The sequence below is a fragment of the Hymenobacter terrenus genome (genome assembly GCF_000972495.1).
Lineage (GTDB): Bacteria > Bacteroidota > Bacteroidia > Cytophagales > Hymenobacteraceae > Hymenobacter > Hymenobacter terrenus.
Genome location: NZ_LATM01000001.1, coordinates 837,582 through 862,355, shown reverse-complemented (window position 1 = coordinate 862,355; position 24,774 = coordinate 837,582). Strand labels below are relative to the sequence as shown.

At 59.4% G+C, this 24,774-nt stretch carries 20 protein-coding genes, 1 pseudogene and 1 riboswitch; of the genes and pseudogenes, 14 read left to right on the top strand and 7 right to left on the bottom strand.

Translation table 11 applies throughout. The features are described from left to right. Nucleotides 1-5: 5 nt before the first annotated feature. Nucleotides 6-536, bottom strand: a complete 531-nt coding sequence (locus WX88_RS03690; RefSeq protein ID WP_046242855.1) for a (2Fe-2S)-binding protein — start codon at nucleotides 534-536, stop codon at nucleotides 6-8. Nucleotides 537-1,206: 670 nt separating this feature from the next. Between WX88_RS03690 and WX88_RS03685 the strand changes: the two are divergent. The 4 genes and pseudogenes from WX88_RS03685 (at nucleotide 1,207) to WX88_RS03675 (ending at nucleotide 5,116) form a co-directional block, all read left to right on the top strand. Next, a pseudogene (locus tag WX88_RS03685) lies at nucleotides 1,207-1,888 on the top strand (response regulator transcription factor). A gap of 217 nt (nucleotides 1,889-2,105) precedes the next feature. After that, on the top strand, nucleotides 2,106-3,506 hold the full coding sequence (locus tag WX88_RS03680; protein ID WP_046243137.1) for a HAMP domain-containing sensor histidine kinase: 1,401 nt from the start codon (nucleotides 2,106-2,108) through the stop codon (nucleotides 3,504-3,506). Nucleotides 3,507-3,774: 268 nt separating this feature from the next. Beyond that, a complete protein-coding gene (locus WX88_RS30710) occupies nucleotides 3,775-3,912 on the top strand; it encodes a hypothetical protein (protein WP_197076654.1) in 138 nt (45 codons plus the stop codon). Nucleotides 3,913-4,642: 730 nt separating this feature from the next. After that, entirely contained in the window at nucleotides 4,643-5,116 is a 474-nt protein-coding gene (locus WX88_RS03675; RefSeq protein WP_052732294.1) for a hypothetical protein, read from the top strand. Between the two features lie 135 nt (nucleotides 5,117-5,251). Here the strand turns inward: WX88_RS03675 and WX88_RS03670 are convergent, their stop codons facing one another. Further along, nucleotides 5,252-7,738, bottom strand: a complete 2,487-nt coding sequence (locus WX88_RS03670; protein ID WP_046242853.1) for a M1 family aminopeptidase — start codon at nucleotides 7,736-7,738, stop codon at nucleotides 5,252-5,254. Between the two features lie 238 nt (nucleotides 7,739-7,976). Here WX88_RS03670 and WX88_RS03665 point away from each other — a divergent pair, with 238 nt between their 5' ends. From WX88_RS03665 to WX88_RS03635, 7 genes are all read left to right on the top strand, one after another. Beyond that, entirely contained in the window at nucleotides 7,977-9,941 is a 1,965-nt protein-coding gene (locus WX88_RS03665) for a TonB-dependent receptor plug domain-containing protein (protein WP_046242852.1), read from the top strand. Nucleotides 9,942-10,041: 100 nt separating this feature from the next. Continuing rightward, complete coding sequence (locus tag WX88_RS03660; protein ID WP_046242851.1) at nucleotides 10,042-10,833, top strand: M48 family metallopeptidase; 792 nt, start codon at nucleotides 10,042-10,044, stop codon at nucleotides 10,831-10,833. Between the two features lie 197 nt (nucleotides 10,834-11,030). Next, a riboswitch (SAM riboswitch) is annotated at nucleotides 11,031-11,123 on the top strand. A gap of 360 nt (nucleotides 11,124-11,483) precedes the next feature. Continuing rightward, a complete protein-coding gene (locus tag WX88_RS03655) occupies nucleotides 11,484-12,455 on the top strand; it encodes an ATP-grasp domain-containing protein (protein WP_046242850.1) in 972 nt (323 codons plus the stop codon). Further along, entirely contained in the window at nucleotides 12,452-13,465 is a 1,014-nt protein-coding gene (locus WX88_RS03650) for a zinc-dependent alcohol dehydrogenase family protein (protein WP_046242849.1), read from the top strand. Before WX88_RS03655 ends, WX88_RS03650 begins: the two co-directional genes overlap by 4 nt. 72 nt (nucleotides 13,466-13,537) lie before the next feature. Continuing rightward, a complete protein-coding gene (locus WX88_RS03645; protein WP_046242848.1) occupies nucleotides 13,538-13,975 on the top strand; it encodes a DUF6196 family protein in 438 nt (145 codons plus the stop codon). 11 nt (nucleotides 13,976-13,986) lie between these two features. Beyond that, nucleotides 13,987-15,006 carry an LLM class flavin-dependent oxidoreductase gene (locus tag WX88_RS03640; RefSeq protein ID WP_046242847.1) on the top strand — a complete coding sequence of 340 codons (1,020 nt, stop codon included), beginning with the start codon at nucleotides 13,987-13,989 and terminating at the stop codon, nucleotides 15,004-15,006. 86 nt (nucleotides 15,007-15,092) lie between these two features. Further along, nucleotides 15,093-16,562: an amino acid permease gene (locus WX88_RS03635; protein ID WP_046242846.1), complete on the top strand. Its 1,470-nt coding sequence runs from the start codon at nucleotides 15,093-15,095 to the stop codon at nucleotides 16,560-16,562. 107 nt (nucleotides 16,563-16,669) lie between these two features. On the opposite strand, the gene WX88_RS03630 is transcribed toward WX88_RS03635, so the two are convergent. Together WX88_RS03630 and WX88_RS03625 are read right to left on the bottom strand one after the other, a co-directional pair. Next, a complete protein-coding gene (locus tag WX88_RS03630; RefSeq protein WP_046242845.1) occupies nucleotides 16,670-17,515 on the bottom strand; it encodes a YsnF/AvaK domain-containing protein in 846 nt (281 codons plus the stop codon). 61 nt (nucleotides 17,516-17,576) lie between these two features. After that, complete coding sequence (locus WX88_RS03625) at nucleotides 17,577-18,026, bottom strand: YsnF/AvaK domain-containing protein (RefSeq protein ID WP_082115820.1); 450 nt, start codon at nucleotides 18,024-18,026, stop codon at nucleotides 17,577-17,579. A gap of 311 nt (nucleotides 18,027-18,337) precedes the next feature. On the opposite strand from WX88_RS03625, the gene WX88_RS03620 reads away from it, so the two are divergent. Both WX88_RS03620 and WX88_RS03615 read left to right on the top strand, forming a co-directional pair. Next, on the top strand, nucleotides 18,338-19,045 hold the full coding sequence (locus WX88_RS03620) for a hypothetical protein (RefSeq protein WP_046242844.1): 708 nt from the start codon (nucleotides 18,338-18,340) through the stop codon (nucleotides 19,043-19,045). A gap of 352 nt (nucleotides 19,046-19,397) precedes the next feature. Continuing rightward, nucleotides 19,398-20,066, top strand: coding sequence for a hypothetical protein (locus WX88_RS03615; protein WP_156175926.1), 669 nt, complete (start codon nucleotides 19,398-19,400; stop codon nucleotides 20,064-20,066). A 14-nt stretch (nucleotides 20,067-20,080) separates the two neighbouring features. On the opposite strand, the gene WX88_RS03610 is transcribed toward WX88_RS03615, so the two are convergent. Beyond that, nucleotides 20,081-20,500: a secondary thiamine-phosphate synthase enzyme YjbQ gene (locus WX88_RS03610; RefSeq protein WP_046242842.1), complete on the bottom strand. Its 420-nt coding sequence runs from the start codon at nucleotides 20,498-20,500 to the stop codon at nucleotides 20,081-20,083. Between the two features lie 152 nt (nucleotides 20,501-20,652). Here WX88_RS03610 and WX88_RS03605 point away from each other — a divergent pair, with 152 nt between their 5' ends. Beyond that, the gene (locus WX88_RS03605; protein WP_046242841.1) at nucleotides 20,653-23,235 is read left to right on the top strand and encodes a type IA DNA topoisomerase; all 2,583 of its coding nucleotides are present in this window, start codon (nucleotides 20,653-20,655) and stop codon (nucleotides 23,233-23,235) included. A 66-nt stretch (nucleotides 23,236-23,301) separates the two neighbouring features. Here WX88_RS03605 and WX88_RS31925 read toward each other — a convergent pair whose 3' ends face one another. Both WX88_RS31925 and WX88_RS03600 read right to left on the bottom strand, forming a co-directional pair. Next, a complete protein-coding gene (locus WX88_RS31925; protein ID WP_316932304.1) occupies nucleotides 23,302-23,736 on the bottom strand; it encodes a DUF2867 domain-containing protein in 435 nt (144 codons plus the stop codon). Between the two features lie 3 nt (nucleotides 23,737-23,739). Continuing rightward, nucleotides 23,740-24,765 carry an NAD(P)H-binding protein gene (locus WX88_RS03600; RefSeq protein WP_316932303.1) on the bottom strand — a complete coding sequence of 342 codons (1,026 nt, stop codon included), beginning with the start codon at nucleotides 24,763-24,765 and terminating at the stop codon, nucleotides 23,740-23,742. Nucleotides 24,766-24,774: the final 9 nt, after the last annotated feature.

Sequence of the window (24,774 nt, the reverse complement as noted above, 5' to 3'; positions counted from 1 at the left end):
AATTTTCAGCTCCCCGTTTTCAATTCATTTCTGACAACCTCCATCACCGCGTTCAGAATATTGGTGTAAGCTCCGCAGCGGCACAAATTGCCGCTCATCAGCTCTCGTACCTCGTCTTCGGTCCGGGCGCGGCCCTCGCTGATGAGCCCCACGGCTGAGCAAATCTGGCCCGGCGTGCAATAGCCGCACTGAAACGCATCGTGGTCGATGAAAGCCTGTTGCAACGGGTGCAGTTGCTCCTCGGTGCCAAGGCCTTCGATGGTGGTAATTTCCTCGCCTTGCTGCATTACGGCTAAGGAGAGGCAGGAATTAATGCGTTTGCCATTAATGAGCACCGTGCAGGCGCCGCACTGGCCATGGTCGCAGCCCTTTTTTGTGCCGGTCAGGTCCAGGTACTCGCGCAGGGCGTCGAGCAGGGTGGTCCAGGGGGCAATCTGCAGGAGGTGGTCCTGGCCGTTGATGCGTAGCGTGACGGCTTGGGTAGGCGCCAGGGACACGGAAGGGCGAGTCGGTAATGCGTGGGAAACTTGGCTCATTTGGTAGGAAAAGGAAGGGTGAGGAAGGAACTGTACGGCCCAAAAACAACCGCTGATTCCCTCACAGACAGCTTTTCTATACGTGACCGCAATGAAGAAATGTTGCCACTAAAGCACTTCCTAAGCTATTCTGCTGAGCTTGAGACCGAACTTCCTCTTCCAAGCTCAACATTCTCTCGTATGACACTATGCCGCATTGACCGCGACTGGCTGAGGCAATCTGATTGGGCGAGGGGTTTTCCACTTTTGGCTGGGGAAAGGTGGCCTTGAACTAAAACCTCTTTCGCTATTGCCCAGTTCAGCAATACTTTAGTAGAGTAAAAAGGGGGCTTGGTCGAATTTTTTTGATGATTAATGAAATAATATCTACTTAATGTTTACGAACTTTCAACAGTATTTTCGCTATTACCTAGCGCTGCTTTTGTCGGCTTTGTTGGCCGTGGGTGTGCGGTTGCAAGCCGCGCCACTCGGTGCCAACGCTATAGTGAGAGGTGCCCCAATTACTCAGGCATTCGCTGACAATCAGGCCTACAGTCTTTGGTAGAGCCAGCGAAGCGGTAAAGCGGGTTATCTTGTTTACCCGTCCACCAACGAGTCGGCCTTCCCTGTGGCGCTTGTCGCTGGGGAAGGCCGGTGGTTTTTTGGGCCGCCGGCGCTACCTTCCGGCGCCATGAAAATTCTTTTAGTTGAAGATGAACCCTCAGTAGCGGCGTTTCTTCACCAAGGCCTTACCGAGCAAGGCTACACCGTTGACCTCGCCGCTGATGGCCTGTTGGGCCTCAGCCGGGCCCAGTCGACGCGCTACGACTGCCTGATTCTGGACCAAATGCTGCCCGGCTTGAGCGGCCTCGAAGTGTGCCGCCAGGTGCGCGCCCACGACCCTGCCGTGCCCATCCTCATGCTTACTGCCCTGGGCGAAACCGACGATAAAATCCGCGGCCTCGATGCCGGCGCCGATGATTATCTTGTTAAACCCTTTGCCTTTGAGGAGCTGCTAGCCCGGTTGCGGGCCCTCGTGCGCCGCCGCACCGAAGCCCCCGCGCCCAAGGCCGTCCTGCGCCTGGCCGACCTCATGCTCGACCCCGGTGCCAAGCGCGTGGAGCGGGCCGGGCAGGTAGTGCAGCTTACCGCTCGGGAGTTTTCTCTGCTCGAATACCTGCTGCGCAACCAGGGCCCGGGTAGTATCGCGCGCCGATTTGCTGGAGCACGTCTGGGATTTGAGCTTCGATACTGGCTCGAATGTGATTGATGTGTATATTAATTTCTTGCGAAAGAAGATAGATAAGGGGTTTTATACCAGGTTGATCCACACATTGGTGGGTATGGGCTATGTAATCAAAAGCGAAGCATGAAGAATGGGTGAAAAAGAACAAGCTCCGCTATCCGAGGAGAAGATGTTCGAGCTACCGGTGAGAACGGGGAGGAACCCATTGAATGACTCGTTGCCGGACTGGGGACTCGTTCCAGCTTCGTTCAACGACCCAACTACCCCAATTTTAGCTGCGCTAAAATGTCCCCTCCTTGGCTGAGGAAGGGAGTTTGTTCTTCTCTCTTCCATCCTTCGTGAACGTGTCCATTCGTCTTCGTCTTGCGCTTCAGTTTGGGTCCATTCTGGCCGTGACGCTCTTACTGTTTGCGCTGGTTATTTATTTTGCTACTCAGCATTCGCGGCGCACGCTGTCTACCCAAAGCCTGTTTAAGCGGACGCTGGTGGTGGGGCATGCCTACGCCGATGGCCAGCACCATGCCGACCCAGGGCATCAGGCGTCATACCGGCTGTATTTACAACAGCTATATCGCACCCTGCCGTCGGAGGAGGGGCGGGTGTATGATGCTGGAAACCGGTTGGTATTCAGGGAAGGGCAGGGGCCGGCCAAGTCGGTACCCGACGTGTGGCTGGCGGAGGTACGTCGCTCCGGCCGCGCTGTGCTGGAGCCCGAAACCAACTACCACGAAATCGTGGGCCTGCTCTACCATGACTACTACCTGGGCCCATTGGTGGTGGCCTCGTCGGTAGACGAAGACAGTCGTCAGCAACTGGCTGAACTGCGGCAGTTATTGGCTGTGGGCCTGCTGGCTGCATTGGTCGTAATGGGCGTGGGTAGCTGGATTTTTGCGGGCAAGGCCTTGCGTCCGCTGCGGCGCATGGTGCAGGAAGTCGATGGTATCACGGCTACTGACCTCAGCCAGCGCCTGACTCAGGCCGATGGCTCCACCGATGAGATTGGCCACCTGGAGCAACGCTTCAACCGCCTGCTCGACCGGCTCGAATTGGCCTTTGCCGGGCAGCGCAATTTTGTGCGCGACGTCTCGCACGAACTTCGCACGCCGCTCACCGCCCTCATTGGCGAGCTGGAAGTGGCGCTGCTACAAGCCGAACGGCCCCCGGTCGAGTACCGTCGCGTGCTGCAAAGCACCCTCGATTCGGCCCGCCAGCTCACTGACCTGACCAACGGCCTGCTGCAAATCGCCTGTGCCTCCGACGACCCCTCGCAAGTGTCCATGGGGGCGGTGCACCTCGATGAGCTGCTGCTGCAAGCCCACGAGCAGCTCCTGCGTCGTCATCCGACTTGCCGCATCGACCTCGATTTTGATGACGCTGGCTTTGGCTCGTTCACCATGCGCGGCAACGAGGCCCTGCTGCTGTCGGCTATGCTGAACGTACTCGACAACGCCTGCAAGTTCTCGGCGTGCAACAATGGCATTGTCACGGCCACGATGGCCCGGAACGCTACCCGCCTCACCCTGCTGGTGGTCGACGAAGGACCCGGCCTGACCGCCGCAGATTTGCAGCAGGTGTTCGTGCCATTTTTTCGGGCCGCGTCGGCCCGTACGGTGCCGGGCCACGGCATTGGCCTACCCCTGACCGCCCGGATTATGGCGCTGCATGGCGGCGAAGTGCGCGTGAAAAGCGGGCTGGGCCGAGGCACGCAAGTGTGGCTGGAATGGCCATTGGTGCCTGTAATTTAGTGATTTATGGTTTCAATGCCATTTTAACGTGCCTTTAATTCGGTCTTAATAGCAACCTCGTAACCTTGTGCTTGTATCAACACTTTCTTCAAGCACTGATTGAGGATTTTTGATAACCCAAGGATTATGACACAGGTTGTTTCGTCGCCTACCCGCACCGGAGTACCGATAGTGCCCCCTAATAGGCCAACCGGACGGCAAGCCAAGAAGACTTCCGTTTTCGGCATCATTGGGCGGGATATTCTGGCGGGGCTACGTACTATCCCTGGTGGTCTTGCCTTTGTGCCTGGGCATCTCCCTGTTTTCGGGCGCGTCGCTATTGTTCGGCGTGGTATCAGGCATCGTGGGCGGGCTGCTGGTTGGTGTACTCAACGGCTCGTCGGGCAGCTCCGGCCTGCAGCATTGAGTTAGCGCTGCGGGGTATCCCTCGGGTAGAACTGGTGGTGCACCAAGAGCCTCGCTGCTAACATATTTCCCGTAAAGCAGACTTTTTACTGAAAACTCGCGTACCGTTCCTCATACCCATTCCCGTTATGTTTGTAATTAGCAAGCTTCTGAATAATAATCATCTTTGGGAAGCCAAAAAACGAGTCAGGGGCGGGGGTGTAATGTCCTCCAAGCCAGCGCTCAGGCTCCTGAATGCCTCATATGTATTGTTCCAACCTGTAGGTATCCATCAATGAGCTGTTGGGTGTGAAGGCGGGGGAGTGCTAAGCTATTGCCAGCTTACCTTCGGCAGGCGGTTGCACGTCACCGGAACCCACCATTTGCATTTACCTGAATATATAGCCGACTTGTCAGGACAGGTTTTTGTCGGTATTTAGCTCCAATAACCACACGCTGGTAGGCCTCTTTTTTGAAACTACTCAATATCATGGTTGGTATCAGCAAAGTTCTCGAAAACAACAGGCAGTGGGTAGCCGCGCGCAACGCCACCGACCCGAAGTTTTCTCAACGCTGGCCTGTAGCCAACCCCTGCACTACCGGCTGCATAAGGCTGCTCTGGTTCGCAGGCCCCTGCTTTCGGCCGTATTTCCAAGATTCCCGATAATGATTGGGCACCGAAGCATCGGGACAGATAAAGTAAAAGTCACCCAACCATTTTCACAATTAACAACACCCTAAAAACAAAACAAATGATAACGAAAGAACAAGTAGAAAACGCCCAGAAAGAGTGGGGCAATGGAGTAGTGAAAATAGGTTCCTTGAAAGACAATAGAGCTGAGTGCGAAAAGTTTACCAGTGAGTTCCTGGATAAACTGTATGCATTTGACTTGGGCCAGGTGCTCTTTAAGCCAACGAAATGTGCCATTGAGCAATTCAGACCCACAAAAGACAAAGCAACGTCCTATTTCATTGCCGGAGATGACCGTAAGTGCGAGGAGGACAAAGGTTTTGCAACGACGCCTTGGACAAGCGTTAGATTTGAGGAGGGCTACGTGATTCTGGAAGAAAAGCGTGCCATTGCCATGGGAAACTATTTTTTCACAGATACTTCGGGTAATGAGGCCAAGGTGGAATACACTTTTGGCTACAAACTGGTCGATGGAAAACTAAAAATAGACCTGCACCATTCCTCATTTCCCTACAACCCGGCTCCCGCAGTTTAGGGCCCGAGCAGTTTCGGATTTGTTTACAAACCGAAACTAGCCCAGACCGCTTGAGCGGATATACGCAAAAGGCCTTCCGCACCCGTGCGGAAGGCCTTTTGTGATTTGTGCTGGTTCGCGTTTGGGGCGGTGTGGCTATTTCGCCGCCTGAATGTCCGCTACGGCCTTCTCAACGGCTTGCTGGGCTTCGGTGGCATGTGCGCGGCCAGCCTGCGCCTTGGCGATGCCTTGCAGCAGGCCTAGTACTGGCTGGTCGGCACCGTAAGCTTTGTACTTGACGGCGAGGTCTTTCAGCCGGGCTATGCCGTCGTTTATGGCTGTAGGGTCGTCGAGGCGGCCAATCATGCCCGCCAGAGGCTCTATCATGCTGAACTTGCCTTGGGGCCGGGCCGCATCGAACTTGTCGCGTACGTAGGGCCATTGCGCTGAGGTGCCATTCTTGGCGTACACCTCCATCACAGCTTGCGTAAGAGAGGCGTGGTCATCGGCTTCGTACGTCTTGGCCCGGGCAAGCGCCTCGGCGGGCTGCACAGTGGCCAGCGCGCGGAGGGCCGCCCCCTGCACGCCATACGACTGGCTATTGAGCTGCTGAACGAAGAAATTCTGGTCTTTCTTGTCCTTCAGCTGCGCCAGGGCCGTGAGCAGCTCCGCAAGCACCGCCGGTTCTTTTTCGGTAGCAGCGCGCTTGCGGAGGGCGGGGGCAGCGGCTTTGGCAACGCCTTTATCCGCCAGATTTAAGCCCCCCGCCACGGTTTCGCGCAGGCCGTAGAACTTATCGTTGAGCGCGGCCAGCAACACGCCACGGGCGGCCGCGTTGGTAGTTTGCTGTTTGGCCGCCGCCACGATGGCTTCCGCCCGGTCCACGAACAAGGGAGCATGGCTGTATTGATACACATACTCCTCCAGGGACTTGTTATCGGTTTTCTGCCACAGCGTTTTCTTATTGGCGTCCACGTTTACCAGTTGTGGCTTGGCCGAGAGGAGCATGCTGAAGGTTTGGGTGGCTTCGGTCATCGTCACAGCTTGGTGCAGCACCTTGCCGCCCACGTAGTAGTCTATGGTAAAGGGCAGGCGGAAAATCTGGCCGTCCTGGGTCTGCTTCACCGTGACGGACTGCACCTTCTTGGCCGCGTCCCAGGTGTAGTCGATGGTCACTACGGGGTGGCCTGGCGCGAAATACCACTGGTTGTAGAACCAGTTCAGGTCCTGGCCCGACACGGCTTCGAAAGCCAGGCGCATCTGGTGCGCCTCCCCGTTGCCGAGGGCGTTATCCTTCAGGTACTTCTGCAGGCCGGCGAAGAATACGTCGTCGCCCAGGTAGGTGCGCAGCATGTCCACAATGGCTCCGCCTTTCTGGTAGCTCACCAAGTCAAACACCTCTTCCTGCTGGTCGTAGTGAAAGCGGACGAGGTTCTTGGTGGCGTCGCGCGGGCTGGCGATGTAGCGGCGCAGGTAGCGGTAGTAATGGGCATCGGCGGCGTCGCGGCCGTACTTGTGCTCGGCGTAAAGCCCTTCGGAAAAGTCGGCCATCGACTCATTCACCGTGATATTAGCCCAGGATTCCGCCGTCACGTAGTCGCCAAACCACTGGTGAAACAGCTCGTGGGCAATTACCGATTCGCCGGAGTATTCGCGGTCGAGCAGCTCGCGGTCCGTCAGCTGCACTTGTTCGCCGTGCAGGGTGGCGGTGGTGTTTTCCATGGCCCCGCTCACGTAATCGCGGCACACAATCTGGGCGTATTTATTCCACGGGAATTCCACGCCGAGGCGGGTCGAATAGAATTCCAGCATGTCGGGTGTATTGCCAAAAATCTGCTTGGCGAAGGGCGCGTATTTGGGTTCGAGGTAGTAGCTCAGCTCCTTGCCGCGCCAGGTGTCCTTGTAGATTTTGAAGTCGCCCACGGCCATCATGAAGAGGTAGGGGGCGTGGGGCAGCTCCATCTTCCAGGTATCGGTGCGCAGGCCGGGCCCGGCGGGCGTCGAGCTTACCAGCCGGCCGTTGCTCAGCGTGACGTATTTGCTGGGCACGGTCATGCTGATTTCCTCGGTGGTTTTCTGGTTGGGCCGGTCGATGGTCGGAAACCAGGCTGACGAGCCTTCGGTCTCGCCCTGCGTCCAGATTTGGACGGGCTTGCCCGCCACGGCGCTATCCGGGTTGATGAAATACAGGCCCTTCGCGTCGCTGATGGCGGCACTGCCTTCCACTTTCAGCTCATCCGGCTTGGATGTGTAGTCGATGTAAATAGTATAAGCTTCGCCCGGCTTGAAAGTTTTACCCAGGTTGATGCGCAGATTGGCGGCATCGGTGTAGGTATATTTCAGGGGCTGCTGTTGCTCGCCATTCATCAGGGCTACCGCCTTAATGTCCATGCCTTTGGCGTCGAGTCGGAGCGAATCGGTGGGGTAGGCGTGGGGCTTCAGCGTAACCCATTCCTTGCCGTAAAGGTAGCGCTTGGCGTAGTCGAAGCGCACATCAAGCTTGGTGTGTACCAGGTCGTTAATCTTAGTGGCCGAAGCACGGTAGGGGGACTCTGGCTTCGCGGCCGGCGGGGTGGGAGCCTGCGCCTGGGCCGAGCTGCCGGCCACTACGGCCAGGAGGCCCAGCACAAAATGTTGCTTCATTGAAGAGAAAGCTGATTGAAAATAAGAGGTTCGCGAAGGCTTCGCCCGCGGGCGTGACGTTGCCTGTTCTACCCACGAAAGTAGCGCGTAATAGCCCACCGCATGCTGTCGTGCAAAACACCGGCTTCGCGCCCGGATGCGGCGAGCAAACGGGGCCGCGCACTCCTGCCAGATGCTCGCCGCGCTCGTCCGCGAAGCCGGCACCCGTAAGTTTGTGGCCTCATCAACTTTCTGCTGAATGCCACTTACGCGTTACGCTGCTCTTGTTTTTTGTTATTTATCGGCCTTCAACGCCCTGGCCCAGACGCCCGCCGACAGCAGCCGGGCCCTGCGTGAAGTCACGGTTTACGCTTCCCGCCTGAGCCAGCCGGGCAACCAGACCGGGCGCGCCGTCACGGTTATTCCCAGCACCAGCATCGCGCGCTACCCGGTCAATTCCATTGATGACTTGCTGCGCTGCCTGCCGGCGCTGGAGGTGCAGAGCCGCGGCAGTTTCGGAGCCCAGGCTGACGTGAGCCTGCGCGGCAGCACTTTCAATCAAGTCCTTTTCCTGCTCGATGGCATGCGGCTGAACGACCCGCTCACGGGTCACTTTGGGGCATATTTGCCCATCACCCCGGCCGAGATTGAGCAGATTGAAATCATCCGTGGCGCGGGGGCTGCTCTCTACGGGCCCGATGCCGTGGGCGGCGTTATTAACATCGTCACCAAAACCTTTGCCGCCACCGAGCGCCGCCACGAGGCTGAGCTCACCAGCACAACCATGCGTGGCGAGTGGAACCTGTGGCACACCAGCACAGGTGGCTTCCTGGCCCAGAACCGCCTACGCCTGGGTGGCGGCATTCTGCTAAACACTACCGACGGCCAGCCGCGCGATGCCCCCAGCACCCAGCGCAGCGATGCCAACCTGAAAACATATTCGCTATCTGCCGCCTACGACCTCACGGCCAAGCTGAGCCTGGCCGCCCGCGCCAGCCTCGACCGCCGCGACTACAGCGCCCAGTATTTCTACACGACCAGTGCGGCCGACCAGTCGCGGGAAACTACGAACAAGGACTGGTACCAGGGCCAAATTCGGTACCAGCACAACGAGCGCGCCCGGACCGAGGCTCAGGTTTCGGCCAGCCGAGGCACCGACTATTACGTGTTCACGCCTACGTCGGTTGCCAACGACCACCTCACACATTACACCAACGTGCTGCTGAGCCACCAGCAGCAATTCTCCGATAAGGTGCGGGCTACGCTGGGCGGCCAGGCCGACCGCCGGGCCGTGGAGAGCAACGACCGGGGCAACCACGCACAGTGGCACTACGCTGGCTTCGGCGTAGTAGCCGTGACGCCCACCCCCGGTCTGGCCCTCACCGGTGGCCTGCGCCTCGACCACGACCAAGCCTACGGCACCGAGCTGGTGCCGCAGCTCAACGTCAGCCAGCAAATAGGGGAGGTGCTGACCGTGCGCGGGGCCATTGGCCGTGCCATTCGAGCGCCTGATTTCACGGAGCGCTACAACTCAAACGGCCGGGCCGGCATAGTGCCCACTGGCTTCAACGTGGGTAATGCCCGCCTGCAGGCTGAGCGCACGCTGAATTACGAAATTGGCGCTGACTACCGTCCACTGCCCGGCCTCACGGCCAAGGCTACCTACTTTTTGCGCAAGGGCAACAACCAAATTGACTACGTGCCCACGCCCGGTGGCCAGGTCATCGAAGCCAGTGGCCTCACCAATCTCAACCCCGCCAGCACCTACCGCTACGCTCAGAACCTATTCGAGGTGACCACTCAGGGCTTGGAGACGGAGCTAGCGTACGCGCATTCCTTCACTCCAAAAATTCGCTTCGATGGTAGCGTGGGCCACACGTACGTGCACGTTACCAACGCCGAAGATATTGCTTCTCAGTACCTGGCCAACATCGCCCGCCACGTCATTTCGGGTACAGTAGGCCTCACTTCCACCCGGGTGAATGGCAGCGTGAGCGGCCTGTGGAAGCAGCGCGATGGCAGCGCCGCCGCGGCCATCAACCGCACCCAGCGCACGGAATACCTGGTGTTCAATGCTCGCCTAGAGGTTGCTTTGCTGCCGAAGCGACTGTGGCTCACGGGCCAGGTGCAAAACTTGTTCAACGAGCAGTACTCTGATTTGCTGGGTGCCCAGATGCCTTCTCGCTGGCTAATGGGTGGCGTGAGGCTGGCTTTACGGCGCTAGTAAGCCGGCTTGGTGTGGTGGAATTGGAAGCAGAAGGTTAGGCAGAGTGATGTAGGGCTACTTACATTTGCCCAATATTTTTTTTCACTTTGCTTCTTTTATGCGTCAACCTTTCCTAACCTTATTGGCGGCGGCCGTGCTAACCGCTGCGTCATCTCCAGCTTTTGCCCAGTTCAAGCTCAACACCAGCAGCCTTGGGGCGGGAGTGAAAGCGGTCAAGGCCGCCACTCTTTCCGATGAGCAAGTGGTAGCCGAAACCAAACAGTTCGTGACCTGGTCCGACACCAACAACCCCGTAGCGCCGGCCTCGTCGCCGCTCACCAAGCGCCTCGAAAAAATCACGGCCAACCTCAAGATGTATGAGGGGCTCAGCCTCAACTACAAGGTGTACGAGGTGCGCGACATCAATGCCTTTGCCTGCGCCGACGGCAGCGTGCGCGTATGCGCCGGCCTGATGCAGGCCATGACCGACGACGAGGTGCTCGGTGTAATTGGCCACGAGATTGGTCACGTAAAAAACCACGACTCCAAGGACGCCATGAAGACGGCGCTGCTCACGTCGGCCGCCAAAGAGGGCGCGTCGTCGCAGGGTGGCACGGCCGGCGCGCTCAGCAATTCGCGTCTCGGCGCCGTGGGCCAGGCCCTGACCACCGCTACATTTTCGCGCAGCCAGGAAAGTGCCGCCGATGCCTTCGGCTACGAGTTGCTCAAGAAGCAGGGCAAAAACCCCTACGCCCTGGCTTCGGCCTTCGGCAAGCTGGTGGCCGCCGAACAAGCCGGCGGCGCCAAGAGTGACAAGATGCAACAACTGTTTTCCTCACACCCGGACACCGAGAAGCGCATGAAGACCATCGAAGACAAAGCTGCTAAGGATGGCTTTAAAAAGGTATAGACCAGCTCGGAATCAACCTTTACTGAATCAAGGAAGAACGTCGTGCCCGCACGACGTTCTTTTTGTTTGTGGCGGGTGGCATCTGCAAGCCGGGGCTGCGGAGCTTCATTTTCCATTCGGACGAACCCTGGGCAGGCATTGACATTAACCGTCCGTTCTTACCTTTGACCCATCAATTCTTTCTCCCCAAAGGATTGTTTTTATACAGAGGCGCTGAGAGACAGGCTCAATGAAGCGTCGGCAACCCCCCGCAATTGCGGGCACGGTGCCAAGTCCTGCTAATATAAAAACAAGTTGCCGTGGACGCTGCCAATAACCTAATTGCTCCGCTAACTGCTTTCACCGCCCGGCCGCTCTGCGTCCGTCTGGCCGTTGCGGGCTGTTGTTGTTGGGCATAGGTTTCGCGCTGATTATTCGGGTCGGTAGGGAGTAAGCTTCCTTTTTACTGATAGTCGTTTCGTGGGTTTGTCGGCAGCAGCGCCGCAACGTGTAGAGACAGGAGCGGTTTCGGCGTCCGCGCCATTCGGCTACTGTTTTATCATTGGACTATCACTTTATCACAGGCCCTGTCCAACACAATATCAGCACCTGCGGTCGCCAATTCTACGGCTGATTTGTTGTCTTACTCAATTCGTTCCAAAATCAAGTTTATGTCATCTCCGCAAAAGCCCATTGGTATTTATTTCGAGCATCCTGAATGGTTCAAGCCGCTGTTCGCTGAGCTGGACCGCCGCGGGCTGCCTTACGAGAAAATCGACGCCGCCCACCATCTCTTCAACCCCTCGGAAAAGGAAAGCCGCTACAGCCTCGTGGTGAACCGCATGAGTTCCTCGGCCTACCTGCGTGGGCACGGGCAGGGCATTTTCCACACGGCGGGCTACGCCACTCACCTCGAACGCATCGGCACGCGCATCATCAACGGTTCGGCGGCTACCGCTATTGAAACCAATAAGGCGCGGCAACTGTCGCTGTTTGAGTCGCTGGGGCTGAAGTATCCGGCTTCGCGGGTCATCAACCACGCCTCGCGGGCGGTGGACGCGGCCCGGGAGCTGCGCTTCCCCATCGTGGTGAAGGTGAACATTGGCGGCAGTGGGGCGGGCATCATCCGGTTCGACACGCTGGAGGGCCTGCAAGCGGCCGTGGACGCCAACCAGATTGACCTCGGCATCGACCAAACCGCCCTGGTGCAGGAGTACGTGACGCCCCGCGGCGGCAACATCCACCGCGTGGAAACGCTGGACGGCCGGTTTCTCTACGCCATGAAGGTGTATACCACCGGCGAAAGCTTCAACCTGTGCCCGGCCGAGATCTGTCAGATTCCCGAGGAGCAAACGGCGGAATTTTGCCTGACCGAGGCCCCGAAAAAAGGTATTCAAGTAGAAGCCTTCACGCCGCCAGCCGAGGTGATTGCCGCGGTGGAGCGCATCGTAGCCGCCGCCAAAATCGACGTGGGCGGCATCGAGTACCTCATCGACGACCGCACCGGCGACGTGCTGTTCTACGACATCAACGCGCTGTCGAACTTTGTGGCCGATGCTGTGAACGTGGTCGGTTTCGACCCTTACGCCCGCTTCGTAGACTACCTCGAAGCGCAGCTCCAGCCCGTTGCTGAATTAGTATGAACGTTGTCGAAATAGGGGAAGGCTACGGCATTGATTCCCTGCGAATGGTGCAGCGCGCCCCCGAAGCACTGGCTCCCAACCAGATTCGGGTGCGAGTGCGGGCCGTTTCGCTCAATTACCGCGACTTGCTCGTCGTCAATGGGTTCGACCGCTGGAAACCGCCCACCGGGCGAATTCCGGTTTCGGACGGGGCCGGCGAAGTGGTGGAAGTAGGTGCTGCCGTGACGCGGGTCCAGACCGGCGACCGGGTGGCGGGGTTATTCTTACCCAACTGGATTAGTGGCCGCTTGGTACCCGAAGGCTTGCTGCGGGCCCCCGGTGGCGCCAGCTTCGACGGGTTTTTGACGGAGTACGCCGTGCTAGGGGAGGGCGATGTAATTGCCGTCCCCGCCTACCTGAGCTACGAAGAAGCGGCTACGCTGCCTTGCGCTGCGCTCACCGCCTGGCATGGCCTGATTGAGGAGGGCACTATCAAAGCCGGCGACACCGTGCTTATTCAGGGAACGGGCGGTATCTCCCTGTTTTCGTTGCAGTTCGCGCTGCTCTCCGGGGCCGAAGTCATTGTGATTTCGAGCAGCGACGAGAAGCTGAGCCGGGTGGCGCAACTTGGGGCCCGGCACCGTATCAACTACGTTACCACGCCGGATTGGCCCCGGCAAGTGCTGGACCTCACCAACGGGCGGGGCGTAAACCACGTGGTGGAGGTGGTTGGGGCTACCAACATCAATAAGTCCATCGAAGCAGTAGCGGTGGCGGGTACCATTTCGCTGATTGGTCTCATCGAAGGTATAAAAGGCGAAATCAATACCGAGAAAATCATGGGCAAGCACATCCGCTTGCAAGGCATCGAAGTCGGTTCGACCGCCATGTTCCAGAACCTGAACCGGGACATTGCCAGCGCCCAGCTACATCCCGTCATCGACCGAGTATTTCCCTTTGCCGAATTCAAAGAAGCCTTCACGCACCTGAGCGAAGGACGGCACTTCGGTAAGGTTTGCATCGCCCTCTAACCTGGAACGCGGAGCGTGGCACCGCCGAAACTGACGGCCGGATTAGCTGAACCTCTTCTACAAACGTCCTCTATGTACATAAGCGCAGACACACCCGAACAAACCAGCGTAAGACTTCGGGAGGTTATCCGGGCCGCCAAATTCAAGCTATATGCCGTCCCGTATTCGTTTGAAGAGGTGCCGCTGGCGGAATTCCGGGTCGTGGCCGACGCGCTGGCAATCGTTCGGGACGATGAGGTGTGGAGTTACCTGGTCCCGGCCACCGCGGCATCGGAGGAGCCCTTCACCCTATTTCGGTTTCATTTTCCGCCCGGACTTGACAATAGTGGGTTTGTGGGCTGGTTGGCTACGCTCATCAAGACGGAAATCGGGACCGGCGTTTTCGTCACCTGTGGACAGAACTCCAAAGAAGGCGGGATTTTCGATTACTGGGGCTGTCCGGTCGCAGTTTCGGCGCAAGTAGTGGACCTAATTAACAATATACGAAACGGCAATTCTACGGCCATTTAACTTAACTAAACATGAAATTCGGATACTGGATGCCCATTTTTGGAGGCTGGCTGCGCAACGTGGAAGACGAGCAGATGCCCACCGACTGGAGCTACGTCAAGAAGCTGGCGCAGCGCAGCGAGGCGCTGGGCTACGACCTCACGCTCATCGCGGAGCTGTACCTGAATGACATCAAGGGCACGGAAGCCCCGTCGTTGGAAGCCTGGAGCACAGCCGCCGCGCTGGCCGCCGTGACCGAGCAACTGGAAATAATGGTGGCCGTGCGCCCCACCTTCCACAACCCCGCGCTGCTGGCCAAGCAAGCCGCCAACATCGACCTGATTGCGCCGGGCCGGCTGTCACTCAACGTGGTGTCCTCGTGGTGGCGCGACGAAGCCACCAAGTACGGCCTGCACTTCGAGCAGCACGACGACCGGTACGCCCGCACCCGCGAATGGCTCGACGTGGTGACCAACGTGTGGAAGCAGGACCATTTCAGCTACGACGGCAAGTACTACCAGGTGGCCGATAACGTGCTGCAACCCAAGCCCGCCAAGGCCCCGTTCCTCTACGCCGGTGGCGAGTCGGAAGCGGCCAAAGACCTCATCTCCACGCAGTGCGACGGCTACGTGATGCACGGCGACTCGCCCGAGCAAATCGGAACCCGTATTGCCGACATGCGCCGCCGCCGCGAGCAGAAAGGCCTGCCGCCCATGAAATTCGGCGTGGCCGGCTACACCATCGTGCGCGACACCGAGCAGGCCGTGCAGCAGGAGCTGGACCGCATCACCAACGTGAAGTCTTCGGCCGCTGGCTACGACAACTACCAGCAGTGGCTAGCCGGCACGCAGCTGGAGCAGCAAGTGTCGCTGCACGACTATTCGGTATCGAACCGCGGGCTGCGCACCGGCCTCACCGGCACGCCCGCCCAGATTCAGGACAGGATTGGCGCGTTTGAAGCAGTGGGCGTGGACTTCTTTCTGCTCCAAGCCAGCCCGCAGTTGGAGGAGATGGAGCGGTTCTCGGAGTCGGTGATTCAGGTGCTGGCGTAGTTCCTGACTTACGAAACGGTCAGGGTTATTTTTTGTGCGTTCGCGCACTTCTATTTAGCGTGCCCGAACGGCGCGTCCAATCATTCATGCTTAAAAAATCACTAGAGCTGCTTCGCGCTGAAGCCGCCGAAACGGGGGCCAATACCCTCAAGCGCAGCCTCAACGGCATCAGCCTGATTGCCATTGGCATCGGCGTTATTATTGGGGCAGGGTTGTTTTCGTTGACGGGCATTGCGGCGGCGAACAATGCCGGGCCGGCCGTGACACTCTCCTTCGTGGTGGCGGCCGTGGGCTGTGCTTTCTCAGCACTGTGCTACGCCGAATTTGCGGCGCTGGTGCCCGTTTCGGGCAGTGCCTACACCTACTCCTACGCCACGATGGGCGAGCTGTTTGCCTGGATAATTGGTTGGGATTTGGTGCTGGAATACTCGGTGGGCGCGGCCACGGTGGCCATTAGCTGGTCGCAGTACCTCATCAAATTTCTGGGCAAGTACGGGCTGCACATTCCGGCCCGGCTGGTGATGTCGCCATTCGAAACGGCCACGCTGGCCGATGGCTCCACGGTGTCGGGTATTGTGAACGTGCCGGCCATGCTCATCGTGCTGGCTATTACGGCCATCGTCACGCGGGGCACCAAGGGCTCGGCGTGGTTCAATGCGCTAGTGGTGGCCCTGAAGGTGGCGGTGGTGTTGGTATTTATCGCGCTGGGTTGGCAATACATCGACCCGGCCAATTACCAACCCTACATTCCGGCCAATACGGGCAACTTCGGAGAGTTTGGGCTAAGCGGGATTTTGCGCGGAGCGGGCGTCATTTTCTTCGTATTCATCGGCTTCGACATTGTGGCCACGATGGCGCAGGAAACCAAGAATCCGCAGCGCAACATGCCCGTTGGCATCCTGGGCTCGCTGGCGGTGTGTACGGTGCTGTTCGTGCTGTTCGGGCATGTCCTCACAGGGCTGGCCAACTACACGGAGTTTAAAAACAGCGCTGCTCCGGTGGCCATTGCCATCGAAAAAACGCCTTACGCCTGGCTCAGCTCGGCCGTGATTCTGGCCATTCTGGTGGGCTATACCTCGGTGATTCTGGTGGATTTGCTGGGGCAGTCGCGGGTGTTTTTCTCGATGTCGAAAGACGGGCTGCTGCCGCCGGTATTCTCCCGGATTCATCCGCGCTTTAATACGCCGTTCCAGTCCAGCTTGCTGCTGGGGGCCTTCATTGCGCTGTTTGCTGGCTTCGTGCCCATCGCGGTAGTGGGCGAAATGACCAGTATTGGCACGCTACTCGCTTTCGTGATGGTTTGCCTCGGCGTCATGATTATGCGCCGTACCAATCCCGATGCGCCCCGCAGCTTCCGCACGCCGTGGGTGCCCGTCGTGCCCATTCTGGGTATCATCGTGTGCTTATTGATGATGGCTTCGCTGCCTTGGGAAACGTGGTTGCGGCTGATAGCGTGGCTGGCGCTGGGCATGGTCATTTACTTCGGCTACGGCAAGAAACACAGCAAGATGCGCCTGGCGCAAGCAGCAGAAGCCCCCCCGACGGCTGGCGTATAAGCTAGCCAGGTTATAAATAGCGTAGCGAGGCACAAAAAGAACGTCCTGCTCAGCAGAACAATCTTGCTGAGCAGGACGTCCGTTCTATCAGTGGATTATACCACTGACTAGTGGCTGGTCAGGTCGTCATCGTCGCTCACCGTGGTACGGGTCTGGGTGGCGCCGAGCTGCTCTACTTGCACATCGGTGCTGCGCACGGTGCCGCGCACGGTTTCGTCGCGCTCGGTGGCCGTTTTGCCGACGGTTACCTCGCCTACTACGTGGGCTTCTTTGGCCACCACGGCGCGCTCTGCCGATTCCGTCACGCTGATTTCACCTTCTTTGAAAGCGGCAAAATCAGCTTCCGTGGCGGGACGGTTCACGTCGCGGCGCTGCACATTCACGTGCTCTTCACGCAGGCGAATGTGCTCCTCCACGGGCTTTTCGATGATGCGGCTGCGGATGCGGGCCCCACCGGTTTGCTCCACGCGCTTGCCAACCTGGAGGTTCTCTTCGATGATGGGCAGCGCCTGGGTGTTTTGCGCGGTGCCGGTGTGGGCGGTGGTGGCAGTAGCACCCGTGGCAGCGGTAGCGCCGGTGGCGGCATAGCCCTGGCTGTAGGACTGGTCGTGCACATCGATGGCGCCATTATCATCGAGAATGTCGCGGGCGCGCTCGGCCTCATCGGCCGAAGCAGCGTGCACCGTCACAACCGAACGGCCGCTGCGGGTGGCGGTGGTGTAGGCGCGGGTGTCGTCGTTGTCATCACCCCCAAACAGGTTGCTGAAAAACTGGCCGATGCCATCTTCCGAATTGTTGTTCGTGGTGTTGGTGGCAGCCAGGTGCTGGGCATTTTGAGCGTCCTGGGCGGCTACGTCGACATTGCTTTGCACGAAGCCAGCGGACATGAGTTTCTGGACGGCTTGCTGCGCTTCTGAAGCGCTGTTGAACAAGCCTACTACGGTTTGGGCCATGTTGTTAGAAAATGAAAATGTGGAAAGAAATGAAAAGGAATGTTAGGATAAGTAAGGATAGTTAGACGGCGGCCGGCGGCGTGGGCGGCTCTTCGATGCGCTCGTAGTGGACTTCTTCGCGGCGCAGGCTTACCTCCTGGGGGTGGCTGAGCGTAAGGGTACGCTTGCGGACGCGCAGCTCCTCCACCAGCACCAGGCGGGTAGTCACGACGACTTCCTCGCGCAGCACCGGAATAATCATGGTGTCGCCGTCGTAGCGCACCTCGGGGGGCGTTTCGACTACTTGGTTGATGGGCACGCGCTCTACGTGCACCTGTTCCTCCTGGAGCGGGACATCCACGGTCTGGGTGTCGTGGTGCACGGTTTTGCGAATAACCACCCGACCGGTTTCCACTACCTCCTTCTGGATGTGGGCTACCTCCTCAATGATGGGCAGCGTCCGCGTCTCAGCCTCGGGCTGGATTTCAGGCAGCGGCGCAGCGGGATGAAAGTCGGCGTCGTTCGGGGTCATGGCGAATAGTACGGGCCTTTGTGGATGGGGTTAGCAAGTCAGTCCCGCCCGAGCGGCGTCGGCCTGCCCCCGGCCGTTTTGTGCTGCTGAGCTGTTTAAGAGCAACATAGGAATAAGTCGGACAAAAGCCATTTTTGATTATCAGGTGATTGGATTGCACACGGCTGAGTGCTTCTTAAACAGTGTTGAGCGGGCTGGTCGGGCCCGGAGCGCTTCAGACGGGCAGTATTATTTTAAAAAGATTTTCTTTATCTTCCGGCCCAGGCCCTTGCTACGGCTGGGTTTATTCATCATTACTCATCTCTTTTCTGATGCCCCAGCCCAAGTACGCCGTCCGGTTCGAGAACTTCTTTCCCAACCTGCGCCTCAACCGCGCCGACTTTGCCAACATGGCAGCCTTCACCCTGCAAGCCTTGCAGCCCGAGGCCAATTCCAAGTACAAAACGCTGGCCGAACCCCTGGAAGCGGCCCTCGCCGCCTATCGCGCCACGCACACCGGCCAGCTCTCGGGCGAGGGTCAGGCCACGACCAGCACGCTGGCCCAAGCCCTGGCCGACTTCAAGGCCTACGTGAAGCGGACCGAGCGCAAAGTCATCAACCCCGCCTACGACCCCGGCAGCGCCGACCTGTTGGCCATCTTCCCCAAGGGCCGCTCGGGGCTTACCAGAAGCAACCAAACCCAAGTCGAAGATGCCTTCACAGCCTTTCTCGACGCGCTCGATGCCCGGCCCGCGGTGGTCCCGGCCCCCGTGCGCACGGAGGGCCGCACCGTGCTCGCGGCCCTCGCCGCTGCCCTGCAACGCGCCGACAGCATGACCAAAGCCGCCGACACCCAGCGCCTCGACCTCCACGACGGCCGTGAGGCCACCTGCCTGGCCCTGTTCCGCACCTACGCCACCCTGCTGCTCGAATATGCGGAGCAGCCCAAGCGGGTGGCGGCGTTTTTCGATTTCAGCAAGGCCGATACGGGCGGTAGTAAAAAGGCAAAGCTGCCCTTGCCAACAACCCCGCAGGCCTAAGCCAGCCTGTTTTTTAAAGCAAAGCCCATTCCGGAGGTCCGGAATGGGCTTTGCTCAGCTAAATGGTACGTTCCGGACCTCCGGATTGGGCTTCGCCACCCCGCGGAGCGTACTCCGGACCACCGGAACAGGCACCGCCGGCTTGAAATGGCTGTTCCGGAGCTCCGGAACGGGCTTCGCGAGCTGGATAGTACCACGCCGGAGCGCCGGAGGGGGCCGAGCGGCGCGGCGGCGGGCGCCGCGGAAGTCCGTAGCGCAATAACACCTGAACTAAGCCAGAGGGCAGCGCGCTGGCAGCAATTAGTGGCTAACTTTCCGACTTTTCAGTCATATGAGAATAATTCTTTCCCTCTTGGTCCTGCTGTTCGTGTTTAGTGGGCTACTCGTGCAGACGCAGCAGCCGGCCAACCTGAAAGGGGAGGTGTATTCGGCCTTTCTAGAGGGTGAATTTGCAAGCGAGGATTCATTGAATTACCGGACTCCTCGTCGCAAATACCAATCAGTAGTTGTCATTCCGGCGACCAAAAAAGAGTGGAGTGAATCACTGGTGGAGTTGATGACACCACCCCAACTCCCCGTAACCGTGCGGGTACCAAACTCCACGTCCGATGCCAAGCCTGTCTGGGCATGGGGACTCGGGCCTCTGCGCTCGGAGTTTAAGGATTGGTTGCAGGCCGATACTTCTCTGGCCCGCATGGGCCGGCAATTCGATGCGCTCGAACAAAATGCGCAAGCCGTGGCAGGGCCCATTATCGTACCGGGCCACGCAGTGACACTGGAAGGACCCAATTTCTTTGGGTCTGATAAATGGCGGAACTGGAAATATTTCTACCGCAAAAACAAGAATAGTTATGGGGTGGTCTCGCTGTCAGATATTATTTTCAGCACCGAAGGCAAGTGCGCGGTGTTTTACGCGGGTATTCATCGGGCCTCTTTAGGCGGTAGCGGCTATTATGTCTTTATGGAAAAAACCGTCCGAGGATGGCAAATGAAATACACTTGTTTACTCTGGATGAGTTGAAAAGCGACTGTTTCTCACTCGCCCAGTAGCGTGAGCACGAGCGAGCGGCGGTCACCGTGCTCGCGGTGCTCGCCCAGGTAGATGCCCTGCCAGGTGCCCAGCGCCAGGCGGCCCTGCGCCACGGGGATACTCACGCTGCTGCCCAGCAGGGCGGCCTTGAGGTGAGCGGGCATGTCGTCGGGGCCTTCGGAATTGTGGCGGAAATAGGGCGCGTTCTCGGGGGCCAGGCGGTGAAAAAACTGTTCGAAATCGTGCCGCACCGTGGGGTCGGCGTTTTCGTTGAGGCACAGGCTAGCCGAGGTGTGCTGAATGAATACGTGCAGCAAGCCCGCCCGCACCTGCGGGAGCTCCGGCAGTTCGCGCAACACATAGTCGGTGATGAGGTGAAAGCCTCGTCGCAGGGCCGGCAGTTGGAAGTGCTTTTGGTAAATCATGAGGAGGGGAGAGAGGGAATCCAGGGCATACGTGCAGAATGCCCGGAAGTAGCAGGGCCGGGCGCGGTGCGAACGACCTTTTTGCCGCGTATTTTTGTTGATTCCGCACCCCGAAAACCTTCGGTGCAGTTAGATTAATCAACCCGAATTCCGTGATAGTTTGCATTGCCGAAAAGCCCAGCGTCGCCCGTGAAATTGCTACTGTGCTGGGCGCCACCCGCCGCATGGATGGCTACATGGAAGGCAACGGCTACCAGGTCACCTGGACGTTCGGCCACTTCTGCCAGCTCAAGGAGCCCGACGACTACCAGCCCGAGTGGAAGCGCTGGAGCCTGCACAACCTGCCCATGATTCCGGACACGTTCGGCATCAAGCTCATGCGGCGCGACGAGGGCGTGGTGAAGCAGTTCCACACCATCAAGAAGTTGGTCGACGAGGCCACGGAAGTCATCAACTGCGGCGACGCCGGGCAGGAAGGCGAGGTGATTCAGCGCTGGGTGCTGATGGAGGCCAAGTGCCGCAAACCCGTGAAGCGCCTCTGGATTTCGTCGCTCACCGAGGAGGCCATCCGCCAGGGTTTCCAAAACCTGCGCGAGGCCAAGGAGTTCGACAGCCTCTACCAGGCCGGCAAGAGCCGCGCCGTGGGCGACTGGCTGCTGGGCCTGAATGCCACCCGCCTCTTCACCCTCAAATACACCACCTACCAGGACAAGCAGCTGCTGAGCATCGGGCGGGTGCAAACCCCCACGCTGGCCCTGCTGGTGGAGCGCTGGCACGAAATCCAGAACTTCAAGCCCGAGCCGTATTGGGTGCTGCGGACCGAGTACCGGGGCACTATGTTCAGCCACATGGCGGCGCCCGACAAGGCCAAAGACGCCGATGCCGCGCCCGATACCAAGTCGCGGCTGCGGGCCCTGGGCTATTTTGTGACCGAAGAAGAGGCCCGCGAAGCCTTGGAAGCCGTGCGCCCGGCCCCGCTGCGCGTCACGGATGTGGAGATTAAGAAAGGCCGCGAATCTCCGCCGCGCCTTTTCGACTTGACCTCGCTGCAAGTGCAGTGCAACAACCAACTGGGCCTCTCGGCCGAGGATACGCTGAAAATCGTGCAGGCGCTGTACGAGAAGAAAGCCGTGAGCTACCCGCGCGTCGACACCACGTTTTTGCCCGATGACCAGTACGCGAAAATTCCTGGCATCCTGCGCGGTATCGGCTACGAAAGCCTCACCGCGCCACTGCTGGCCGCGAAGATTCCGAAAACACCCAAGGTTTTCAACAACAACAAAGTCACCGACCACCACGCCATTATCCCGACGGGTGCGGCTGGCCCCAGCGGCGGTATGGAAACCAGCGTGTACGACATCATTGCGCGCCGCTTCATCGCCGCTTTCTACCCCGATTGCGAGGTGAGCAACACCACCGTGCTGGCCGAGGCCGCCGAGCGGCCCTTCCGCGTGCGCGGCCGGCAGATTCTCAACCCCGGCTGGCGCGTCGTCTACGGCGACCCCACCCAGCAAGCGGCCCCTAAACCGGCTCCGGCCCCCGGTGCCAACAACCAGGCAGCAGAAGAAGATGACGCCGTTTCCACGGTGCTCCCGAACTTCGTGAAGGGCGAAAGCGGCCCCCACGAGCCGCGGCTGGATAGCAAAATGACTCAGCCGCCCAAAGACTACACCGAAGCCACCCTGCTGCGCGGCATGGAAACGGCCGGCCGCAACATCGACGACGAAGAGCTGCGCCAGGCCATGAAGGAAAACGGCATCGGCCGCCCCAGCACCCGCGCCGCCATCATCGAAACGCTGTTCAAACGCAACTACATCAAGCGCGAAAAGAAGCGCATCGTGCCCACCCCCACCGGCGTGGAGCTGATTGGCCTAATTCGCAACCCCACCCTGAAATCGGCGGAGCTGACCGGCCAGTGGGAGCACAAGCTGCGGCAGATTGAGCGGGGCGAGCTGTCGTCGGAAAACTTCCTGGGCGAACTGTCTGCCCTGGTGCGGGAGATGGTGCAGGAAGTAAAAACCGATGGCCGCGGCCGCATGGTAACCTCTGGCAGCGCCGAGCTGGCCATCAGCCAAGGCCAGGCCAGTGGCGCGACCGGCGGCAGTAAAGTACCGGCGGGCCTCACCGGCACTAAAGCGACTAAAGCTGCTGGCGCTGCCATTCTGCCCGGTGCCAATGGCCTCGGCTACTGCCCGGCCTGCAAAACCGGCTACGTGCTGCGCGGCAAAACGGCCTTCGGCTGCGCACGCTTCCGCGAGGGCTGCACGTTCCGCCTGCCCGCCGAAATGCACGGCAAGAAGCTCAGCGACCCACAGGTGAAAGCCCTGCTCGCCAAAGGCCGCACGCCCGTCATGAAAGGCTTTATCGGGGCCGAGGGCCAGAAGTTCGACGCCGCCATCGGGCTCGACACGGCCTTTCAGCCCACGCTACTGCTGGTGGCCGATAGCAAGCCCGGTGCCGCCCCCGATTCGGGTCAGATTCCGTGCCCGGTGTGCAAGCTCGGCACCATGCTTAAGGGCAAGGCTGCCTACGGGTGCTCCCGCTTCCGCGAAGACTGCCAGTTCCGCGTGGCCTTCGAGTGGGGCGGCAAACAGCTCACCGAAACACAGCTCAAGCAGCTGCTGCGGCGCGGCGAAACCAGTGTTATCAAAGGCTTTATTTCCTCGAAAACCGGCAAGAAGTACGACGCGGCGCTGAAGGTGGAAGAGGGGCGCGTGGTGCCGGTGTTTGGGTAGCGTGGCCGCTGTTAGTCCGTGTGCCTGTCCCCTGGATTATACCGCTGGACGGACCCGCAGTCCGCGTTACACCCCGTACCGCACCAAATTCTTTACCATGCCTTTGAAGATGATGCCGTGAAACGGTAGCACCGAGTACCAGTACAGCCGCCCGGCCAGGCCGCGGGGGCGGTAGGCGGCCAACTGCTCCACGGCGTGGCTGCCATCAGGTTGGTCGAGGATGCGGAATTGCAGCCAGGCCTCGCCGGGCAGCTTCATTTCGGCGTACAGCAGCAGCCCCTGCCCGGCGCGGTCGGCTACCAGCACGCGCCAGAAGTCGAGTGGGTCGCCGGCGCGGAGGCGGCTGGGTGAGCGGCGGCCCCGACGCAGGCCCACGCCGCCCACAGCCTTATCCAGGAAGCCGCGCAGGCGCCAGAGCCAGTCGGTTTTGTACCAGCCCCGGTCGCCGCCGATGCGCCAGATATTTTCGAGCACCTCTGCCACAGGCCGTTGAAAAGGCATCAACTAGCGGTCGAAGAACATGCCGTTTTTCGGAATCTGCATGGCATCCATGTAGTTCTGGCGCACGATACCCGAACTCAGCGCGTCGCTCCAAGAGCTGACCACCTCGTTTTGTTCGATGCGTTGGAAGGCCAGGGCCAGCGCCTCCCGGTAGCTCATGCACTCGTGCGGCACCACGGCGCTGATGCTCTTGGCAGGGTCACACACGGTGTCGTTTTTCAGGCTTTCGACTAAACTCTGGGCCAATGAGAAGGTAGTGCTCGTGACTAGGTAGAGCCACCACGACGACAGCCGCGGCGTGAGCACCGGCACCGTCACAATCCAGCGTTTGTAGCCGCGTTCGGCGGCCAGCCCGAGCAGCATGTCGCGGTAAGCCAGCACATCGGGCCCGCCCACGTCAAAAGCCCGGCCGAAACAGGCGGGGTTATCGAGCACCTCGGTTAGGTAAAACATGATGTCGCGCACGCCGATGGGTTGGCAGCGTGAGTTCAGCCAGCGCGGCGTCACCATCACCGGCAGCTTCTCTACCAGGTCGCGGATAATCTCAAACGAAGCTGACCCCGAGCCGATAATTATGCTGGCCCGTAGCACCGTAAGCTTGGCCGTAGTGGCTTTGCCCAGTACCGTTTCCACGGCAAAGCGTGAGCGCAGGTGCACGCTCAGGCCGTGGTCGTTGGCAATACCCGAGAGGTAGATGACTTGCCGGGCGGTGGTCGTGTTTAGATACTGCGTGAAATTGTGCGCCGACTGCTGCTCCAAATGAAAGAAGTTCTCATTACCGCCGCTCATGGAATGCACGAGATAATATGCCGCGTCGATGTCGGTCGGTACCTCCGCCAGCGAATCGGGCTTGAGCAGGTCCCCCTGGGCCACGCTCACGCGGTCGAGCAAGGAATCGGGCAGAATTTCGGATACTGAAAAACGGCGCGGGTCGCGCACGAGGCAGACCACATCGTGGCCCGCGCCGGCCAGCATCGGGAGCAGACGCTGACCAATGTAGCCGGTGGCGCCGGTGAGGAGAATTTTCATGCGACTGGG